The sequence below is a fragment of the Acetobacter musti genome (assembly GCF_011516835.1).
Taxonomy (GTDB): domain Bacteria; phylum Pseudomonadota; class Alphaproteobacteria; order Acetobacterales; family Acetobacteraceae; genus Acetobacter; species Acetobacter musti.
Genome location: NZ_WOTB01000001.1, coordinates 281,450 through 299,052, shown reverse-complemented (window position 1 = coordinate 299,052; position 17,603 = coordinate 281,450). Strand labels below are relative to the sequence as shown.

The window sequence follows — 17,603 nt, the reverse complement described above, 5'->3', positions numbered from 1 at the left end:
CTCTAAACCCCAAAGGGCTGAAGACTTTACCCGAACCGGAAGAGCTTTTCAAGGGCCCCGCCGCTGCGGTGAAGCGGGGTATAAGACCCCTACACACACACCGTCAACACCTAAATTTCAGAAAAATCACACAAATCAAAAAATGCCTCGTCTCACCCCCGGGCAGATAACGGGAAAACCCGCTCCCAGCCGCCGCCAAGCGCCAGATACAGCCGCACAAGATCAGACGACACGGTCGAGGTGATCTCCGCGAAATCAGTCTCCGAACGCAGCACACGGCGCTCAGAATCGAGCACATTGAGGAAATTCGTCATCCCGTGACGATACTGCTCCGACGCCAGTACATAAGATCGACGGTTGGTGCCCACCTGCGCAGACAGGATGGTCTTGCGGTAGGCCGGCTGACCAGACGAAGGCAATGGCATGACCCATCCGGCGCCCTGGAGGCGCCGTGTGCCCGGCGGCAAATCCGACAACCGGCTTGGAAGATCGCGCCTGTTTCAGAAACTCCGCCGCATCCAGTTCCGACTGGTTCACTCTGGAACCAAGAGATAGCCGCTGTAGTTCACGTTCATCAGGAATACACTCCGATGATCGCATGCAGTCGAACACCAGCCCCGCGACAAGAGCCCTGAATTCGGCACTCCCGGTCAACGAGACAGACCGATTATTGTCGAAATGCTGGCCGCCGGTGTCAGACGAAGGCGCCCGAGATTGCTCCGAGCATCAAAATTTCACTTAATAAGGTCAGGGTTGCACCGGCCACTGAAGCGTCAGAAGCCTGTGCTTAAGTGGCAGCAGCCACGCCTGCCTATATAAAACAGACACCTGTTCCGGTTCCTCCGATCGGCGTGCCCCGACAATCCGGTTCTATCTCCACTTAATCGGGTGTCAGTCGTAACAAATGTCCCATCTGCAGCTTCAATCGCAAGCTACCCCGCAAAAATTTCAAGCAGAAACTCTGAAAATTTTCTGAAAATCAAACATATTTACTGCGCGAGAACCATTCGGAAAACCGTCCGATCCCTTCGTCGAGTGTGATCCGGGGACGCCAGCCTGCCAGATTTTCAATTGCATCGATTGATGCCCAGGTGGTTTCCACATCTGCAACGGGACGCGGCATCACGGACACGGACGCATTACGGCCGAGGTGTTTTTCCAGAAGCGTCACAAGGTATGATACGGATTCCGGAGAATTGTTGCCGACGTTCAGAAGTCGTTGCTGATCTGAAGACGGCGGGGCGGCGAGAACCTTCAGAACGGCGTCAGCGACGTCATCAATGTAAGTGAAATCTCTCGCGAGTTCCCTGCCTTCGTATAATGTAAGAGTTTCCCCGCGCATAATCGCTCGCGCGAACTTAAAATACGCCATATCCGGCCTGCCCCAGGGACCATATACGGTAAAGAAACGCAATCCTGTCTGGGGAAGACCATAAAGATGCTGGTAACAGTCTGACATCAGTTCAGCAGCCCGCTTAGAGGCGGCGTAAACAGATCCAGGGCGGTCGACCCTGTCACTCTCACGAAATGGCAGGGCTGCGTTACGGCCATATACTGAAGATGACGACGCATAAACCAGATGCTTCAGGTTCGCCAGTTTTCTGGCGAACTCCAGAATTGCGATATGCCCTTTTACATTTGTATTTATAAAGTCAATCGGCGCATCCAGAGAGTGTCTTACACCAGCCTGTGCTGCAAAGTGCAATATACCCGTTATTTCGCGCTGTTCTTCCAGCTTAAAGAGATCAGATAAATCGACTGATTCTATATCAACCTCTTTTAAGTCGAAGTATCTACTCGATGAGAGAGTGGAAATACGCTCTTTTTTCAGATCAGTATTATAATAATTATTTAAATTATCGACCCCGATAACGTGCGCACCCTGCTCAAGCAATACCTGGCAAACTCTTGCTCCTATAAAGCCGGCAGCGCCAGTTACTAGAATACTCACTCCGGCTCCCCGTTATTGCCGACCAATACAACGTGCGACAGACTGCTACACGCGTTTCCCAATCCAGTCCAACCAGACCTGCACTCCGGCCGGCTGCAGATCAGAAACCGCGAGAAGTATCAGGATTTTCTTTTGTCGAGAGACGGTACGCTCACTGTATCACCAACGGAAATTCCCAGCCTGGCAGTCTCGCCGCCCCGCAATTCAAGTGTCGCAATCACCGGCCCGTGACTGCTCACATGAGCGAGACTTTCAGGCACGGTATCCTCAACGATCGACTGGATACGATGGTCGCTGCCGATAAAAACGATATCGAGAGAACTGAGCGTATTTTTCATCCACATGTCACTCTGCTGCGGATACGGCCATACAAACAACATACCTCGGTCAGCAGGTATATTTGTCCGGAACATCTCGCCGATTTCCTGCTCTTTCGGCGTTTTTGCCACCTCAATTGAAAACTGATGTGTCCCATTGCCTGAGCGAATACTCAGCGGTTCATGCACCAGCTCGGGTTGCGCTACGGAAGACTGTTCACCCATATTATCAGCCGCAAGAGCAGCGGATCCGGAGACACCACCATACAAAGCGACGGCAAGACAGAACGGAAGAAAGTTTCTCACCGAAAAAGGTGCCTGCACGACAGTACATTCCTCGCAGAAATGAGACAAAACATAGCGTTCTCTGTTTGAAAATTTTTCGGACAAAATCCTGAAGAAAAAATTATTCAGCCTCGTCACCGAAGAAACGGGTTGCTCTCCCGTTCAATCCCTATTGTCGTGGGAGCTCCATGACCGGGCAGCACCACAACATCGTCACCGAGCGGCAGGATTTTTTCGACGATTGAGTCAATCAGCTGTTTCCCATTCCCGTATGGGAAGTCCGTTCTTCCGACGGTGCCTCTGAACAGAGTATCTCCGGCAAACAGCACGCCATCCTGTCTGTCAAAAAATACTACATGTCCTGGCGTGTGGCCGGGAACATGACTCACACTGTAGGTACGCCCGAGAAGGGTCAGAGTATCACCGTCCGCGGTATACTCGTCAGGCCGGGCGTTTTTCAGATCATTCAGACCAAAATGCGCAGCCTGAGTCTCTATTGAGTTCAGCAGAAATTCGTCTTCCCGGGAGGGACCGATCAGCTTCACCGAACCCTTTCCCTGCCGGGCCTCCAGAGCGCTGCGCAACTGCCCGGCACCGCCGGCGTGATCGAGATGGCCATGGGTCAGCAGGATCGCATCCACAGTCAGGTCTGACGCTTCCACCCGTTCCATAATCGTTTCGACGTCACCGCCGGGGTCGACAATGAAAGCGTGCTTCGTCTGCGGACACCAGACAAGGGAGCAGTTCTGGTGAAAAGGAGTAACAGGTATCCTTTCCACCTCGAAGCGGCACACATTACTCATGGACACGACTCACTCTGCACGAACCTGACCGCGGCTTTCCGGTCAGGCGGTTTTCCAGCCTGTTTCCGGAATATCGAAGTGCGAAGGCAGTTCGCTCACCGGGATATTGGTCAGATCTTTTACCAGCGTCTTGATGAGTTTCTGCTGGGCGGGCTTTGACAGATGCTCGCGAAGGTCGTGCAGAACCTCGCCCGGAGCGGCCAGCACGAAACCGTCGAGATTCGAACTTCTCTGCGTGATTTCATTCATCCGGTCAGCGACGACGCGGGCGAAGGCATCTTTTTTCTGTTCTCCGAGGGAAGAGCCGGACGGGGTCATCCCCGGTGTTCCTTCGTGCTTAGCGGAATCGAAGGATGCGATCTCCTCGAATTTTCCATCCTTATGCTTGAAAAACTTCGCTTTACCGCCATCGACGACGACATAGGCTGTCTCACCATCAAAGCTGTTCGGCATAGGTATGTCCTCTCTTCGGTTGCATGTCCCGACGACAGATCCGGACACGACTCTTTCAGGAGGGAGAAATGAGCCCAATGGCCCTCTTCGGCAACCCCCCAATGCGAGAACGATGCTGGTGCACTCTGTACGAGCTGATACAGTCATCACCATGTCAGACAGATTGCCTGCCGATCCTTTCCATTATGCTCATCGGTGGCTTGCCGGTGGCCATGGTGTCGCGCTTGCGACGGTTGCCGGCATGTCCGGCAGTTCTCCGCGACCTCTGGGAAGCATGATGGTCATGGGTTCGGACGGGCGGGTTGAAGGCTCCGTCAGCGGAGGATGTGTTGAGGCGGATGTCATCCGGGCAGGACGGGAGATTATCGCCGGCGCGCCTCCGGCGCTGCTTCGCTATGGCGGAGCGGGAGCGGAGGAATGGGGCATCCGGCTGGCCTGCGGCGGCAGTCTGAGTGTTTTTGTGGAGGCGTTCCGTGGTCCTGCGTCTCCTCAGGGGACATTCAGCCACGCTCTGCTGGAGGGAATCATCCGGGGGATGCGTGAGCGAACGGCGCTCACGCTCGTGCGGTCTTTTGACGGGCAGCATCATGCCGTCTTCGGCGAAGGGGAGGAAACGGCCGGATCAGATCCGGTGCCGTCCGACATTCTGGCGGCGGGACGGAAGGCCGGAGCCGGGAAATGCGTCAGGCTGGGTGGCGGGAGCGAGCCGGGCTGGTTCTGGCAGAGCATCTGTCCGCCTGTGCGGCTGGTCGTCATTGGCGCGGTGCATATCGCGCAGGCGCTGACGACAATGGGACGGGCGATGGGTTTCGAGACGATCGTGATCGATCCGCGGGGTGATCTGGCGACGCCTGAGCGCTTTCGCGATGCATCGCTTATTGCGGACTGGCCGGATGAGGCGATTGCTGCCCTGAAGATCGACTCCCGGACAGCTATCGTGACGCTGACGCACGACTCAAAGCTCGATGATCCCGCGCTGACGGAAGCCGTTAAGAGCGCGGCGTTTTATGTTGGCGCCCTGGGATCGCGGCGGACTCATGCGGCGCGGCTGAGCCGTCTGAGCGAGAATGGTGTGGCGAAAACCCTGCTGAAGAAGATACGGGGGCCTGTGGGTCTGCCGATCGGAGCGGTCGGCGCACAGGAAATAGCTGTTTCCATTCTGGCGGATATTGTTGCGGTGCGGCGGGGAGCTCCTCTGGCTATCCGGCAGGACTGGTGGTCGCCTGCTGCCGGCACGCGTACGTCCGGCGAGACCTCCTGTGCCGTCGGGGCTGGCGGAGAGCTTCTATAACCGGGGCCGGAGCAGCGGGCGGGATCGTCGCGGTCATTACCGCGGCCGGGCGGTCGTCGCGGACGGGGGAACGGCACAAGCTTCTGGCGACAGATGCCGCGGGCCGGAGCATGATCGCCCGGACGCTGGCGCAGGTTGCGTCGAGCCGGGTGGCGGGTATCTGCGTCGTGGTTCCTGATGTGGACGGGCGGGTTGCCCGCGCTGCCGCATGTGCCATCGAAGAACGGACGGACAGGGAGCGGTTTGTAATCCGGCTGGCGGCCGATGCGGCGCAAGGGCTTTCGGCGTCGCTTCGGGCAGGGGTGGCGTATGCGCGTGATTGCCGGGCGGCGGGAGTCGTGATCTGTCTTGGGGATATGCCTCTTGTCACAGGTGCCACGATCGATGCGCTGGCGGAGTGTCATCGGGCGACCGGTGCTGACGCGGTGGTGCCTGAATGCGACGGCCGGCCCGGCAATCCGGTATTATGGGATGCGCGGCGGTTCGGGGATCTGATGGGGCTCACGGGCGATGAAGGGGCGAGGAAGCTTCTTCGGATGCCGGGTCTGCATAAGGTGTCAGTCAGCACGGATGCTTCGATCTTTGTCGATTTCGACACGCCGGAGGCGCTTGATGTGTTTGCGGGACTTTGAATCCCGCGGGTGTGGCTTTATTTCTCTGATCCATCTGCCCAGGTTCGGGCGGTTACGATATGAGCGCCGGGTGCGCTTAACATCAGGAGTATTCCATGAGTAAAATTCTGCGGACCGAGCCGAACGCCATTCTGTCCAAAGCTGTTGAGTATCATGGCTTTGTCTTCACGCAGGGCGTGGTGGCGGGCGATCTGTCGCTGGACGCCGAGGGGCAGACGAAGGACATTCTGACGCAGATCGATGCGATCCTTGAGGAGCATGGCACCGATAATACGCGCATCCTTCAGGCTCAGATCTGGCTCAAGGACATCAAGGACCGTGACGCGCTGAACCGCGTGTGGAGCGCGTGGCTGCCGGAAGGCATGGCGCCGGCCCGGGCCTGCGTGCAGGCGACGCTGGCTGATCCGCGGGTGCTGGTTGAGATCATGCTGATCACGACGAAGTAATTCGTCAGGTTCTGTCCGGCGCCCTGCGGGGTGCGGGGTGCGGGGTGCGGGGTGCGGGGTGCGGACGGAGCCTTTTCCGGTCCTGAGTTTTCCAGAAGGGTCGGGGTCATTCGGACGGGGTATCACGGATTGTTTCCGGGGCCTTGTTCGGGTGGTGGTTGCGGGGTTTACGGGATGCTGTGTCTGTGGCGGTGATCCCGGAGTGAAGCTGTCCCTGCCCTGCCGGTGGTGAGAATTTTTCTGTTTTTTATTGTGGGGACGGACTGAGCGGCAGCCGGATTCCGGAATGTTATGGACATTTTCGTTTCTATTCCGGATTGATTTCAGGAAGTCCCCTTCCCTCCTTAATGGGCTGATGTCTTTGAAAAGAGATTCATGATGAGGCAGCCGGCGATGATGAGGGTCATGCCGATGATGGCCGGGGTGTCGAGCTTCTGGCCCTGGATGAGCCAGGCGATGAGGGAGATCAGGACGATGCCGACGCCGGACCAGATGGCGTAGGCGATGCCGGTCGGGATGGTCTTCAGGGCCTGGGAAAGGAAGTAAAACGAGACGAGGTAGCAGAGGATGCTGACGGCGGAGGGCGCGAGCCTGGTGTAGCCGTCCGAGGCTTTCATGCAGGATGTGGCGACGACCTCGGACAGGATGGCGATGGTGAGGGCAAGTCGGTTCAAGGCGGGGCCTTTGTGTTCCGGGAAACGAGATTGCAGGGTTATCGGGCCATCGGCACGGGGGCGGTGAATCTGAGGGCGCTCGCCTCTCCGTTGCTGGTGTCGACGCCTTCGAGCTCGCCTTTCTGAACTTTTTTCATGATATGGGCGACCTTATCGGCTGTCCAGGCGGCGCGGGTGCCCTGGGTTGCGCTGGCGAGGGCCATGCCGATCATGACGGCGGCGGAAGGGAACATGGTGGTGCCGTTGAGCTGGGTCAGGCTGAGGACGATGGCGCCTCTGACCGCGTTGTTCTGACGCAGAAGGATTTCGGTCTGGGTGTGGGCGTCGCCTCTGAGGGTGACGTCGTCGCTGTCGGCCTGGTTGACGATGCCGCTCATGATGACCGTTTGCGGGGCGGGCTGTGTGTACGGGTCGAGCAGTTCGACGGAATGGAAAAGACCCTGTGCTTTCAGGTGTGAGACGAGAGCGGTCGGAAGATTGCTGGCGACTTCTGTGGCTTTCGGGTTCCCTGCGTATGCCGTGAAGGGCGCGATGCGGAGGTCGATGGTCTGCGGGATGAATGGCGGGGCGATGGTGTAGACGTATTGCGGTTCGAGGAAGGCGCCGCCTGTGCGGGCGGGGTTCGCCTCGGCGCGGTGGAGTTTGGCGTTTCTCTGGTTGGTGATGGCTTCCAGGCGGTCGAATATGGGTTCGGGGATATTGCCGGTGGGTAATACAGCGTAGGATAATGGCGGTGTGCCGGAGCAGGCGATGAGAGAAAAAGTCAGTGCGGTGAGGATTATGGAGCGAACAGGGATCATTATACTCTGATTTCAGGTTGTCTTTATATCATGTATTTTTGAATTTGCCGGTGCGTTAGGCAAGTTCTTTTTGTATTACCTGCCATGATTACACGGACCGGCAATCAGGTTCTGTCTGGAGAAACATTTTCCGGTATCTGTCTGAGTGTCCGGGTCTTGTCTCTGCTGCTTCCTGCATCAGGATGAACAGCGTTTCTGTTGTCTGGTGTGCTTTATGGAGACAGGCTGACGACACCGCAGCATTGCCTGTTACTTTCAAAAAGGCAGCGGTTTCTGAAGCTTTTTGGAAAAAGCTTCACCAAAAACTTTTTATAATTGATCGGAAGTTTCACGAGGGCTTTTGAAACAGTCTCTCTGATCAGAAGAGTGCCGGGAAAAGCCCGCTCTGTCTCCCGTTTGCGCAATGGGTAAATGTTTTTTGCGGTGTGATTATTCGTTATTCCAATGTGGCTTTCATGACGGCTTCGGCTTCGGCGGCCATTCCGGCCTCATCCAGTCCGGGGAATTCTCCGTCTTTCCAGACGATGCGTCCGTTGACCATGGTGAGGTCTGTCGGCATGCCGATGTCTTTGCGGCCGAGGAGGCCTGCTCCTTCCGACGTGGCGTATCTGAGAAACTCCTTTGGTCCGGGCACGGGATTTTCGCGCTGTGCGGCGACGAAGTACTGGAGCATGCAGGCTGAGTGGATACAATGCATCAGGTTTGAATTGTCGTTGGCGTCGCCGCCGTCACAGCCAGGGCCGATGCACACGCCTTTTGCGGAAGCCCCACGCACGACGAGAACGTAATCTGAGATGAGGCAGACTGTTTTCCGGCAGAGCTGCACCCGCTGCCCCGCCGGCAAACAGTATCTGCGTGAATTGACGCACATCAAAGACACCGGTCACCAAAAAGCTATGTACATTCACAAAACTCTCTTTCCGTCATATCGATCGGGCCACTGCCGGCTCTGAAAGACACAGCACGCCATGAGATACGCCCACAGTAATTTCGAAGCCTTCGCCCGCCCGGTAAAGCCCGAAGGCGTGGAAAACCGGTCGGCATGGATTATCGGCGGCGGACTGGGCGGCATGGCGGCAGCGGCGTTTCTGATCCGTGATGCACAGATGACGCCTTCGAAGATCACAATTCTTGAAGCGTCGGACGCCGATGGCGGAGCGCTGGACGGCACGGGCAACGCGGAGACCGGCTGGCTGATCCGCGGCGGCCGGGAAATGGAGGAACAGTTCCAGTGCCTGTGGGATCTGTATCGTTCGATTCCTTCGCTGGAAGTTCCGGACGCCTCGGTCCTCGATGAATTCTACCATCTCAACCGGATCGATCCCAGCAGCAGCCCGGTCCGGGCGATGTGCGGACATGGCCAGCCGCTGCCGGATCGGGACAGCCTGACGCTGACCGGCAAGGCGCGGCGGGAGATCATCGCGCTCATTCTCGCGGATGAGGAGAAGCTTGCGGGCCGGACCATCAGCGACATGCTGTCCGCCGACTTCATGAAATCGAATTTCTGGCTGTTCTGGCGCTCGATGTTCGCCTTCGAGCCATGGCACAGCGCGATCGAGATGAAGCGCTATCTCGCCCGTTTCGTGCACCAGATCCTCGGACTGAAGGATCTGCACACACTGAAATTCACCCGATACAACCAGCAGGAATCCCTGAGCAGACCGCTGTCGACATGGCTCGCCGATCAGGGCGTCGTGTTTCGCCACGGCGTGCGGGTGACGAATGTCGCCGTCGATATGTCGCGCGGAAAAAAGGTCGCGACGCATATCGACTGGCTGGAAAACGGGGCGGCGGCAGGCGTTGATCTCAGCCCGGACGAACTGGTTTTCGTCACCAACGGCTCCATGGTGGAGAATTCCCGCTGGGGCGATCACCATACACCGGCACCGGTCGATACGACCATCGGAGAAGGCAGCATCTGGCAGTTGTGGCGCAACATCGCGGGCCAGGACCCGGCTTTCGGCCGCCCGGATGTGTTCTGCGGCGATACGACGAAATCCCGCTGGCTGTCTGCAACCGTCACAACGCAGGACGCGCGGATTCCCGATCTCGTGCAGAAGATTACGGGACGCGATCCGTTCTCCGGACGCACGGTAACGGGCGGCCCGATCACCATTCAGGACTCCGCCTGGCTGATGAGCTGGGTGGTCAGCCGCCAGCCCCATTTCAAAGGCCAGCCGAAGGGCCAGATGGTGGCGTGGCTCTACGGGCTGTTCAGTGATGTGCCAGGCAACTATGTTCAAAAACCGATGCAGGAGTGCACCGGCGAGGAGATCACGCAGGAGTGGCTGTTCCATATGGGCGTGCCACCCGACCAGATCGACGACATGGCGGCAACGGGCGCGATCACGCATCCCTGCATGATGCCGTTCATCACGGCGCAGTTCATGCCGCGTTCTCCGGGTGACCGCCCGAAAGTAGTGCCGGATGGCAGCGTCAATCTCGCCTTTCTCGGACAGTTCGCCGAAACGCCGCGTGACACCGTGTTCACCACGGAATATTCCGTCCGCACGGCGATGGAAGCGGTCTATACGCTGCTCAATGTCGACCGGGCCGTTCCGGAAGTCTTTGGCAGCATCTATGACATTCGGATGCTGTTGCAGGCGGCGGCGGAACTGCGGGACGGGAAGAAAGTTCCGGCGTCCGGACTGCTTCATCATCTGACGGATGGAACGGAGATAGATAATCTTCTGGAACGTTACGGACTTCTCTGAAAATTCAGTGCAGGACAATGACGTTCCTATCCGGCTCGCCGGTCGGCTGACGGGACTTTATCGGGAAATGTATCCGTCCCATCAGTCCCGGCAGAAATGTCCGGCAATGGCCGGGGGAGCAGAAGGTTGCCTGTCGGAGTGTTCTTTCAGGAGAGTGTTTCAAACGCATTCCTGCATAATCTTCTTTGAATTATAAAGATATTTCTTGTTTTTTTAAAAGGAGACACCCGGAAACTTCTGTTTTGTCAAAGGCCTGTTGTGTGGTGTTTCCTGAGACTGCCTGAAGCGAACAGATGAGCGGGATAAAAAACATAATCTCATCGGTCTGTTATGAAAGATTTTGTCCCTTTGAAGCTTTTGAAACAGGCTCTGAAAAAGCCGACATCCGCAGTTACGTGTCAGGATGACGCGATACGCCGTAACTGAAGCGGGTTCATGTAATCCCTGATCGACGTCACTTTGCCGTCGCGTCGTGTGATGAACCATACATAGGTAACGTCGCAGGGAGCCCCATCCGAAATCCGGCGATGGTGGCCCGTCGCTTCCACGATCAGTTCGTCACCGACATCACGCGCGCGCACATCACTCAGTGAACCGAAGCAAATGAATGACGGCAGACGCCGCATATATGCACCGATAGCATCCCGTCCCGTCAGACTGGTCGGAGAGCCTTCAGGAGCAAATGGAAACTCATGAACGGCATCGGTCGCATACATCGACATCCAGCCGTCGATATCGCCATTTCTGAGCGCTTTAAGTGCTGTCTCAAGCCAGTGAGGGAGGACAGATGCTGGTGCCATGTACCACTCTCCGATATGAATTAAGGACCATGAGTCCAGAAGCTTCACCCTTAACGGACCGTCGGTCCGTAATGCAATGTAAAAATCGGGGACGGCCGCCTGCCTCACCTGACGATATGCTGGCGGCCGCAGACAGACTGTTCGCTCAGAGTGAGCTTCCGGGCGCCGTGACAATGGATGCGATCGCTCTGGCCGCGTCTGTTGGAAAAGGAACCCTGTTTCGGGCCTTCGGCAGTCGGGACGGCCTGCTGGATGCGCTCTGGGCTGCCAGGATCGCTGCACTGAGAGAGAGTGCTGAAAGCAATACGCCACCATTTGAACCCGGCGCGGCACCTGCAGACCGTCTTGTTTCGTTTCTTGATGCCATTCTGACGTTCAAAATTGCGAACAGACATCTGATCCGCGCCCGGGAGCTCAGCGGAGGGTTGCTGCAATCTCCGCACTATCAATGGATGCATGCCGAAATAAAAAGATGCATTACAGATGCGGCAAACCCTGCCGACGCAGATTATGCCACCTACAATGCCCATGCTCTGTTATCGGGACTGCATATCGATCTGATTGATGAAATGCTGATGCAGGGCTTGCCTCTTGAGACGATCCGGAAACTGCAGACAGCCCGGGCGAGAAATGTTCTTCACCCTCGATAAGTGGTCCCTGCCAGCACTGCGCTTCGCTCTCAGATGCCACTCTGGCCGGGGATGCGGACAGTCTGCTGTCGGGCAGAAATAAGCCAGAAACAGACGGAACCAGCGGCGATCTGTTTCACGAAATCTGCAACCGTCGCCGCAGGCTTCTGCCCGGTCAGGGGAATATAACGCGCGTAAGCCCTCTGCGCACAATCCCTGATTTCGGATGCGTCTTCCACTACTGCATGCCGGGACGACATAAATGTAAACCTGCCTTTGTACTCTGTGTATGACGTGTCTGGGGGGCCAGAACGAAAACCGTTCCCGACCGTCTGAAACGGAAAATATTTCATGACTTCACATACTGTTTCCTTCCGGTGGATCGTTCTGATCGTCGCACTCCTCAATCCTGGTTATTTCGTGATCGAGTTCACGGTAGCGCTCTCCATCGGTTCGATGTCCTTGCTTGCCGACAGCGCGGATTTTTTTAAGGACGCCGCCGTAAGCTTTCTGATCAGTGCAGCATTCGGCTGGAATGCTGCCCGGCGTGCGAAAGTCGGCATGCTGCTCTCCGCTGTGCTGTTCGCACCGGTGATCGCGTTCCTCCGGACGCTCTGGCAGAAGATCGCAGCCCCGTGCCACCAGATCCCATGTCGCTTACCTTCACTGGTCTGGGTGCGCTGGTCATCAGCCTGATCCCGGCTTTTCTGCCGGTCCACTATCGTCATCAGGGTGGCAGCCTGACAAGGCTGCGTTCCTTTCGGCACGCAATGACGTGCTGGCCAATATAGCCATCATTATCGCAGGCATTATCACGCTCGATCACTATTCGATCTGGCCCGACCTTCTGGCTGGTCTGGGAATCGCCTTCATGAATCTTGATGCCGCACGAGAAATCTGGGCTGCGGCCCGCGCCGGGCATCGTATTGCCACGACTGAAACTGAGAGCGCGGCCCCTGACCCGCATCAGGATTTATGACCCTGCCCGGTGGCTTCAGACATCTCTATGATGCGGAACGATATCTCGACCACAGTACAGATACAGATCCAGTTGATTTCTGCAATCATCGAAATTATTTGGTGTGCTTCCCCAAAAGCAGAGGTCGATTTAAGCGCAACTAAGCGACACTTTCGATCAGGCAGAATTTTCGACAGCAGGGCAGGAATACGGTCGCCATGAATATCCGTTACGCTGATTTTGATCCGGGGGATTTCTCTACGAAGTGCAAAATCCCCGGAGCCTGACGTGCCTGTGAAATGACCCATTACCTTAAAAATCAAAAAAAATATGATAAGAAATACACAGATGAGAATGGAAATATTTATTGTTCAGGTTTTGTATTTGGAAGAAATATAGTCAACAGCCCAGCCAGAGGCAGAAATGAGCATAAATGATAGACGAAATCTATACCATGAGTATCTGCCAGACCACCGAGAATGGCTGCCGCAATGCCTCCGACACCAAAAATCAGACCAAAGAACGTCCCTGAAATCAGGCCGGTGCGACCGGGAATCAGTTCCTGAGCGTACACAACAATTGCCGGGAAAGCTGAAGCCAGTATGACGCCGATAATCACGCTCAGGACGATCGTTGTACCAGGCCCCACATAGGGCAATGCCAGCGTGAAAGGCAGGATGCCGAGAATAGAGAACCAGATTACAACCTTGCGGCCCAGCCTGTCGCCGACAGGACCACCCGCGACCGTGCCAGTGGCGACAGCGGCAAAAAAGACGAACTGGCAAAGCTGGGCGTTGCGAATTGTGAAATGGAAGTGGTGCATCAGGTAAAATGTGTAATAATTGGTGATGCTGGCAAGATAGATATATTTTGAGAAAATCAATGCTACCAGCACGGCCATGGCGCGCCGGACGTGTGCTGCCGTGATGTGGGCAGGGAGCGGGCGTGGCTTACTGACGTTCATGCGCGCCTTGCCGTTTTCTTTGTACCATTGACTCAGCCGCGTCATAAGAAAAACGCCACCTGCAGCCACGATGGCTATCCAGGCCAACCCATGCAGCCCGCGTGGCAGGACAAAAAAGGCTGCAACCAAAGGACCGAGGGCCGATCCGAAATTACCGCCCACCTGAAACAGGGATTGCGCTAATCCGTGCGCCCCTCCGGATGCGAGCCGTGCGATCCGTGAAGATTCCGGATGAAAAATTGAAGAACCGAGCCCCAGCATAGCTGCACCTGCGAGCAGGCCCGTGTAATTCGGTGCAAAGGCCAGTATGAGCAGTCCAAGCAAAGATGCGATCATGGCAAAAGGAAGGGAATAGGGCTTTGGATGTTTGTCGGTATAAAACCCGATCAACGGCTGCAAAACAGAAGCTGTAATCTGATAGACCAAAGTAAGAAATCCAACCTCTGCAAAGGACAGACTGAAGTTTCCACGCAGTATTGGATATATAGCCGGAAGAAGCGCCTGCATCATATCATTGAGCAGGTGACAAAAACTCGCTGCACCTAATATTGTGAACTCTGTTGATGGCGCAACAGGACGTTCCAGCGTCGTCTCACTCACGGGATAGCCCTCTTTATTATAGAAAGATTGTATTTTCGCCCCTGTCCTTGTAATTCCACCTTCCATGGCCTGCCACCTTATGCGGGCCATGAAATTACGAGAGTGGGCCACGATGCGACATTTATCCGTCGATATTCTGCACACGACGCCGCATGGAATGGTAGCGCTGGGAAATGATTATCCAGACGGTCATGTCATTCCGCGCCACGAACATCGGCATGGACAACTGGTTTTCGGGGCATCCGGTACACTGATCCTGTCAACACAGGCTACAACCTGGATCATGCCACCTCAACGTGGACTATGGATACCTCCGGCTACCCCGCATGACGTCCGGATGCTGGGAGAAGTCAGCCTCCAGAGTATCTTTGTCGCGCCTGAGCTGACCGATGGTTTGCCACAGAATTGTCAGGTGGTGGAAATCACTCCTTTTTTGCAGGCGCTTATCGGCCGTGCCGTGGATCTGCCGGCCGAAAACGAGCCTGCGGCCGGCACAATGGCCCTGATGAATCTCATTCGGTGTGAGATGCAGTCACTGACAGCGCTGCCGTTATCCCTGCCGTTCCCGGGCGATAAGAAGCTTGCATCCCTGTGCCGGAAATTCCTTATCCGTCCTGATATTCACACTACAATTGATGAGTGGTGCCAGTCGCTCCGCATGAGCCGCCGCACCTTTACACGTCTGTTTCGGCGTGAAACCGGTCTGTCCTTTGCAGAGTGGCGGCAACAGGCGTGCCTGGTTGCCGCCCTGCCCCGTCTCACGGCAGGAGAATCCGTGACTGCCGTGGCGCTCGCTCTTGGGTACGATAATCCCGCCGCCTTCACAACAATGTTCCGACAGCGGCTGGGAACGTCACCGCGTTATTATCTGAACCGATCGCACTGATCGTTTGGCCGGGTTTCGGTAAGCCCGGAATGAAATGGTACCATCCCTTTAAACATACAAATCGTTGACAGTTCCCCGGGCGGCTAAACATGTCTAAACGACATTTTTGAGTGCAGGATTGAAAAAACCAAAGGGAGGCAAGGCAGGCGCATAAAGCTGCCGGATGCTGCCCCTGATCTGATCTCCCGACGACAACTTGCGGAGACAGCCGCACAGATCGAAACACTGCGCACCCCGGCGCGAATGTAATGTCCGCTTCAGGGACGTTGACAATTGCGTACCAGGGTCATCAGGGATGGGCGTAAAAAAAAACAGTCCCAAACGACACAAAAACAAAAAAAAGCCGCCCCGGAGGGCGGCTTTCTGCACATCGGAAATGTGTCTTAAAGCGTCAGGCCGCCTTGAGACTCACTGCAGATGATTTGCCGTTCCGGCCAGCCTCAAGCTCGTAAGAGACATGCTGACCTTCGGTCAGGGTATGCATTCCGGCGCGCTCGAGTTCAGAGATATGAACGAACGCATCCTGCCCTCCGTCATCAGGCTGAATGAAACCAAAACCCTTGGTAGAGTTGAACCATTTTACGGTGCCTGTTGCCATAACGAGGCTCCTTTTTAACAACAGCGGTCGTGCACAAAACACACACGAAATCATAACTTTTAAGGAGAAAAACTGACGCAACACGCGTCGATACCCGAATAAAAGCACCCGCTGGCCGACACAGATGCGCCGAAGACAGGACAAATGCAAGGAGAAACTGTCCGGCGCGTCAGATCAGACGACAAAACATCCCCCGGCGCACGATCCGCACCGATGCCGCCCGCACCGGATCACCGCAGCGGTCGCCATCCAAATCAGATCCATGACCCGACGCCATAATCCGTCCGGTAATCACACCGGACAATACCATCCCATTGCATAACAGAACCTGAAACACCCCGGAATTTCTTTGCATCATCAGAATATTATTCAATATCGGGATAATACTCCATCATATTCTTCCCGCGTGAACCGCCATAATCAGTCCTCATCCCTCACCCCGGAATCAGCCGGACCTTCAGAACCAGATCGACCGTCAGCATCACATCGAGCAGAAGGATGACCGGCGACATGTCCCGGTGCCGGCGCGAGAAAACCATGATGAGCGTGTAGGAAAGACAGCCCGCCGTCAGCGCCACCATGAAATCACCGGCGACCGCCATGATGAGGATGATCAGCAGGGCCGGCACCCAGTCCTCGGCCCGCTGCATATCCACATCCGCAAGGCTGCGCAGCATCGAAAGTCCGATCATGACCAGCGCCGGAGCGATCGCCTGTGGTGGAACAGCCGTCAGCATCGGCCACAGACACAGCGAAAGCAGGAACAGGGCGGCCGTGATAACCGAGGCAAACCCCGTCCGTCCCCCGCTCTCGACGCCTGCCGAGGATTCGAGAAAGACGCCGGCCGTGCTGGTGCCCAGGACTGAACTGGTCAGTTCGGAAAACGCATCGCACAGAAACAGACGGTGTCCCTCCGTCACCACGCCGGGGGTCATGGACAGAGGTGGCCGGCCGGCCACCGCCACGATCGTTCCGGCGGCGGCGAAGAATTCGGAGAGAAAATAATAGAGCGTCAGCGGCAGAACCACGGGAAGATTCGCGAGGTAGCCGTGGAAATCCATCGCGAAAAAATACGCGTCCGGCAGACCGGGCCAGTCCAGCAGCCGCGACGGCAGATGCGTCACGAACCCGCCCCCCGGCAGAGGCACGAACAGGCCGCCCGCCGTCATCACCAGAATAGAGATCAGCAGGGCTCCCGGCGTCCCGGCCGCGAACAGCGCCGCCGTCACCAGCAGACCCACCGCCGTATAGATCACCGCGGGCTGAACAAGCGGCGCCACGTGCAGTCCGGACGCCGTCGCATGCACAAGTCCGCCATTCTGCAGGCCGATATAGGCGATCAGCAGCCCAAGCCCGCCCTGGATTCCGGCGCGCACCGCCAGAGGCAGCGCCAGCAGCAGGCGCTGTCGCAGCCCGCTGACAGCCAGAAGCAGAAAGAGACTGCTGCTGATGAACAGCATCGCCAGCCCGACAGCCGGCGAGAGGGACATCTGCCCGACGATGACCTGCGCGAACAGAACATTCGCCGCCATGCCGGGCGCGACCGCCAGCGGCATGCGCGGCCAGAGCGCCACCAGCAGCGTGCCGGCGAACGCCACCCAGGCCGTGATGGTCGTCTGCGCATGCCGGTCGAGGCCTGCCCCGGCCATGATCATCGGATGCACGATGAGGATATAGCTCATCGCGCTGAACGTGGTGACGCCGGCCAGAACCTCACGCGGGACCGTCGAGCCCCGCGCCGTGATGGCGAAGAAAGCGTCCAGCCGTCTCATCCCGGTGCTCTTCTCCGTCCGTTCCCGGGG

20 protein-coding genes are annotated in these 17,603 nt (G+C 56.8%); 8 read left to right on the top strand and 12 right to left on the bottom strand.

All coding sequences use genetic code 11. The annotated features are described in order from the left end of the window. Positions 1–152: 152 nt before the first annotated feature. From GOB93_RS01375 to GOB93_RS01355, 5 genes are all read right to left on the bottom strand, one after another. Positions 153–425, bottom strand: coding sequence for a TolC family protein (locus tag GOB93_RS01375; protein WP_173581723.1), 273 nt, complete (start codon positions 423–425; stop codon positions 153–155). 554 nt (positions 426–979) lie between these two features. Continuing rightward, the gene (locus GOB93_RS01370; protein ID WP_173581722.1) at positions 980–1,951 is read right to left on the bottom strand and encodes an NAD-dependent epimerase/dehydratase family protein; all 972 of its coding nucleotides are present in this window, start codon (positions 1,949–1,951) and stop codon (positions 980–982) included. A 119-nt stretch (positions 1,952–2,070) separates the two neighbouring features. Next, positions 2,071–2,574: a DUF192 domain-containing protein gene (locus tag GOB93_RS01365; protein WP_408742321.1), complete on the bottom strand. Its 504-nt coding sequence runs from the start codon at positions 2,572–2,574 to the stop codon at positions 2,071–2,073. Positions 2,575–2,687: 113 nt separating this feature from the next. After that, positions 2,688–3,356, bottom strand: coding sequence for an MBL fold metallo-hydrolase (locus GOB93_RS01360; RefSeq protein WP_173581721.1), 669 nt, complete (start codon positions 3,354–3,356; stop codon positions 2,688–2,690). 42 nt (positions 3,357–3,398) lie between these two features. Beyond that, positions 3,399–3,809, bottom strand: coding sequence for a baeRF12 domain-containing protein (locus GOB93_RS01355; RefSeq protein WP_173581720.1), 411 nt, complete (start codon positions 3,807–3,809; stop codon positions 3,399–3,401). A 151-nt stretch (positions 3,810–3,960) separates the two neighbouring features. Between GOB93_RS01355 and GOB93_RS01350 the strand changes: the two genes are divergently transcribed. From GOB93_RS01350 to GOB93_RS01340, 3 genes are all read left to right on the top strand, one after another. Continuing rightward, positions 3,961–5,100, top strand: a complete 1,140-nt coding sequence (locus tag GOB93_RS01350; protein WP_173581719.1) for an XdhC family protein — start codon at positions 3,961–3,963, stop codon at positions 5,098–5,100. Next, positions 5,025–5,732 (top strand): NTP transferase domain-containing protein, encoded by a 708-nt coding sequence (locus tag GOB93_RS01345; RefSeq protein ID WP_173581718.1) that lies wholly within the window; start codon positions 5,025–5,027, stop codon positions 5,730–5,732. The genes GOB93_RS01350 and GOB93_RS01345 overlap by 76 nt, the downstream gene beginning before the upstream one ends. Before the next feature lie 95 nt (positions 5,733–5,827). Next, positions 5,828–6,178, top strand: a complete 351-nt coding sequence (locus tag GOB93_RS01340) for a RidA family protein (RefSeq protein ID WP_173581717.1) — start codon at positions 5,828–5,830, stop codon at positions 6,176–6,178. A 344-nt stretch (positions 6,179–6,522) separates the two neighbouring features. On the opposite strand, the gene GOB93_RS01335 is transcribed toward GOB93_RS01340, so the two are convergent. The 3 genes from GOB93_RS01335 to GOB93_RS01325 all read right to left on the bottom strand — a co-directional run bounded on the left by GOB93_RS01335 (position 6,523) and on the right by GOB93_RS01325 (position 8,427). After that, the gene (locus tag GOB93_RS01335) at positions 6,523–6,852 is read right to left on the bottom strand and encodes an SMR family transporter (RefSeq protein ID WP_173581716.1); all 330 of its coding nucleotides are present in this window, start codon (positions 6,850–6,852) and stop codon (positions 6,523–6,525) included. Between the two features lie 38 nt (positions 6,853–6,890). After that, positions 6,891–7,652 carry a hypothetical protein gene (locus tag GOB93_RS01330; RefSeq protein WP_173581715.1) on the bottom strand — a complete coding sequence of 254 codons (762 nt, stop codon included), beginning with the start codon at positions 7,650–7,652 and terminating at the stop codon, positions 6,891–6,893. A 436-nt stretch (positions 7,653–8,088) separates the two neighbouring features. Then, complete coding sequence (locus tag GOB93_RS01325) at positions 8,089–8,427, bottom strand: amidohydrolase family protein (protein ID WP_338422260.1); 339 nt, start codon at positions 8,425–8,427, stop codon at positions 8,089–8,091. Between the two features lie 193 nt (positions 8,428–8,620). On the opposite strand from GOB93_RS01325, the gene GOB93_RS01320 reads away from it, so the two are divergent. Further along, positions 8,621–10,366, top strand: a complete 1,746-nt coding sequence (locus GOB93_RS01320; RefSeq protein WP_173581713.1) for an oleate hydratase — start codon at positions 8,621–8,623, stop codon at positions 10,364–10,366. Positions 10,367–10,764: 398 nt separating this feature from the next. Here the strand turns inward: GOB93_RS01320 and GOB93_RS01315 are convergent, their stop codons facing one another. Then, a complete protein-coding gene (locus GOB93_RS01315) occupies positions 10,765–11,166 on the bottom strand; it encodes a nuclear transport factor 2 family protein (RefSeq protein WP_173581712.1) in 402 nt (133 codons plus the stop codon). 71 nt (positions 11,167–11,237) lie between these two features. Between GOB93_RS01315 and GOB93_RS01310 the strand changes: the two genes are divergently transcribed. From GOB93_RS01310 to GOB93_RS21125, 3 genes are all read left to right on the top strand, one after another. Beyond that, the gene (locus tag GOB93_RS01310) at positions 11,238–11,816 is read left to right on the top strand and encodes a TetR/AcrR family transcriptional regulator (protein WP_242010454.1); all 579 of its coding nucleotides are present in this window, start codon (positions 11,238–11,240) and stop codon (positions 11,814–11,816) included. Positions 11,817–12,146: 330 nt separating this feature from the next. Further along, a complete protein-coding gene (locus GOB93_RS21130) occupies positions 12,147–12,491 on the top strand; it encodes a cation diffusion facilitator family transporter (RefSeq protein ID WP_198912653.1) in 345 nt (114 codons plus the stop codon). Between the two features lie 79 nt (positions 12,492–12,570). Next, complete coding sequence (locus GOB93_RS21125) at positions 12,571–12,774, top strand: hypothetical protein (protein WP_198912652.1); 204 nt, start codon at positions 12,571–12,573, stop codon at positions 12,772–12,774. 343 nt (positions 12,775–13,117) lie between these two features. Here GOB93_RS21125 and GOB93_RS01300 read toward each other — a convergent pair whose 3' ends face one another. Further along, the gene (locus tag GOB93_RS01300; protein ID WP_173581711.1) at positions 13,118–14,383 is read right to left on the bottom strand and encodes an MFS transporter; all 1,266 of its coding nucleotides are present in this window, start codon (positions 14,381–14,383) and stop codon (positions 13,118–13,120) included. Positions 14,384–14,429: 46 nt separating this feature from the next. On the opposite strand from GOB93_RS01300, the gene GOB93_RS01295 reads away from it, so the two are divergent. Beyond that, a complete protein-coding gene (locus GOB93_RS01295) occupies positions 14,430–15,203 on the top strand; it encodes an AraC family transcriptional regulator (protein ID WP_173581710.1) in 774 nt (257 codons plus the stop codon). Between the two features lie 391 nt (positions 15,204–15,594). Here GOB93_RS01295 and GOB93_RS01290 read toward each other — a convergent pair whose 3' ends face one another. Then, a complete protein-coding gene (locus GOB93_RS01290; protein ID WP_173581709.1) occupies positions 15,595–15,801 on the bottom strand; it encodes a cold-shock protein in 207 nt (68 codons plus the stop codon). A gap of 434 nt (positions 15,802–16,235) precedes the next feature. Then, positions 16,236–17,573 (bottom strand): NCS2 family permease, encoded by a 1,338-nt coding sequence (locus GOB93_RS01285; protein WP_173581708.1) that lies wholly within the window; start codon positions 17,571–17,573, stop codon positions 16,236–16,238. Positions 17,574–17,603 lie beyond the last annotated feature (30 nt).

Excerpts from the sequence above, each read along its gene's own strand:
- GOB93_RS01340 (WP_173581717.1), top strand. The coding sequence starts at position 5,828 with ATGAGTAAAATTCTGCGGACCGAGCCGAACGCCATTCTGTCCAAAGCT.
- GOB93_RS01375 (WP_173581723.1), bottom strand. The coding sequence starts at position 425 with ATGCCATTGCCTTCGTCTGGTCAGCCGGCCTACCGCAAGACCATCCTG.
- GOB93_RS01290 (WP_173581709.1), bottom strand. The coding sequence starts at position 15,801 with ATGGCAACAGGCACCGTAAAATGGTTCAACTCTACCAAGGGTTTTGGT.
- GOB93_RS01285 (WP_173581708.1), bottom strand. The coding sequence starts at position 17,573 with ATGAGACGGCTGGACGCTTTCTTCGCCATCACGGCGCGGGGCTCGACG.
- GOB93_RS21130 (WP_198912653.1), top strand. The coding sequence starts at position 12,147 with ATGACTTCACATACTGTTTCCTTCCGGTGGATCGTTCTGATCGTCGCA.
- GOB93_RS01315 (WP_173581712.1), bottom strand. The coding sequence starts at position 11,166 with ATGGCACCAGCATCTGTCCTCCCTCACTGGCTTGAGACAGCACTTAAA.
- GOB93_RS01320 (WP_173581713.1), top strand. The coding sequence starts at position 8,621 with ATGAGATACGCCCACAGTAATTTCGAAGCCTTCGCCCGCCCGGTAAAG.
- GOB93_RS01310 (WP_242010454.1), top strand. The coding sequence starts at position 11,238 with ATGCAATGTAAAAATCGGGGACGGCCGCCTGCCTCACCTGACGATATG.
- GOB93_RS01355 (WP_173581720.1), bottom strand. The coding sequence starts at position 3,809 with ATGCCGAACAGCTTTGATGGTGAGACAGCCTATGTCGTCGTCGATGGC.
- GOB93_RS01295 (WP_173581710.1), top strand. The coding sequence starts at position 14,430 with ATGCGACATTTATCCGTCGATATTCTGCACACGACGCCGCATGGAATG.
- GOB93_RS01330 (WP_173581715.1), bottom strand. The coding sequence starts at position 7,652 with ATGATCCCTGTTCGCTCCATAATCCTCACCGCACTGACTTTTTCTCTC.
- GOB93_RS01300 (WP_173581711.1), bottom strand. The coding sequence starts at position 14,383 with ATGGAAGGTGGAATTACAAGGACAGGGGCGAAAATACAATCTTTCTAT.
- GOB93_RS01360 (WP_173581721.1), bottom strand. The coding sequence starts at position 3,356 with ATGAGTAATGTGTGCCGCTTCGAGGTGGAAAGGATACCTGTTACTCCT.
- GOB93_RS01350 (WP_173581719.1), top strand. The coding sequence starts at position 3,961 with ATGTCAGACAGATTGCCTGCCGATCCTTTCCATTATGCTCATCGGTGG.